Source organism: Bacillus cereus group sp. N12, assembly GCF_016483575.1.
Taxonomy (GTDB): domain Bacteria; phylum Bacillota; class Bacilli; order Bacillales; family Bacillaceae_G; genus Bacillus_A; species Bacillus_A toyonensis.
This window is the reverse complement of the sequence record NZ_JAEHBO010000255.1, coordinates 1-247: the sequence shown is the minus strand read 5'-3', so window position 1 is coordinate 247 and position 247 is coordinate 1. Positions and strand designations below refer to the sequence as shown.

Below are 247 nucleotides of genomic sequence, written 5' to 3'. Positions count from 1 at the left end.
GTTCTTCGCGCCCTCCTTGCTCTTTTGTTTTTTATGTTTCGCCGTGCTCTTCTTGTTCATCTGGTGCTACTGGAGCTACTGGTGTTCATGGTTATACAGGTGCTACTGGTGCTACTGGTGCTACTGGACCTCAAGGTATTCAAGGTAACACGGGTGCTACTGGCGCTACCGGACCTCAAGGCGTGGAAGGTTTGAAATGTTCAACGGGGGCGAGGGGGGCGGGGGGGGGGGCTGGGGTGGTCGGGGC

At 56.7% G+C, this 247-nt stretch carries 1 pseudogene; it reads left to right on the top strand.

Annotated features, from left to right (window positions below):
- A pseudogene (locus tag JDS92_RS30380) lies at positions 1-247 on the top strand (hypothetical protein); the annotation flags it as partial.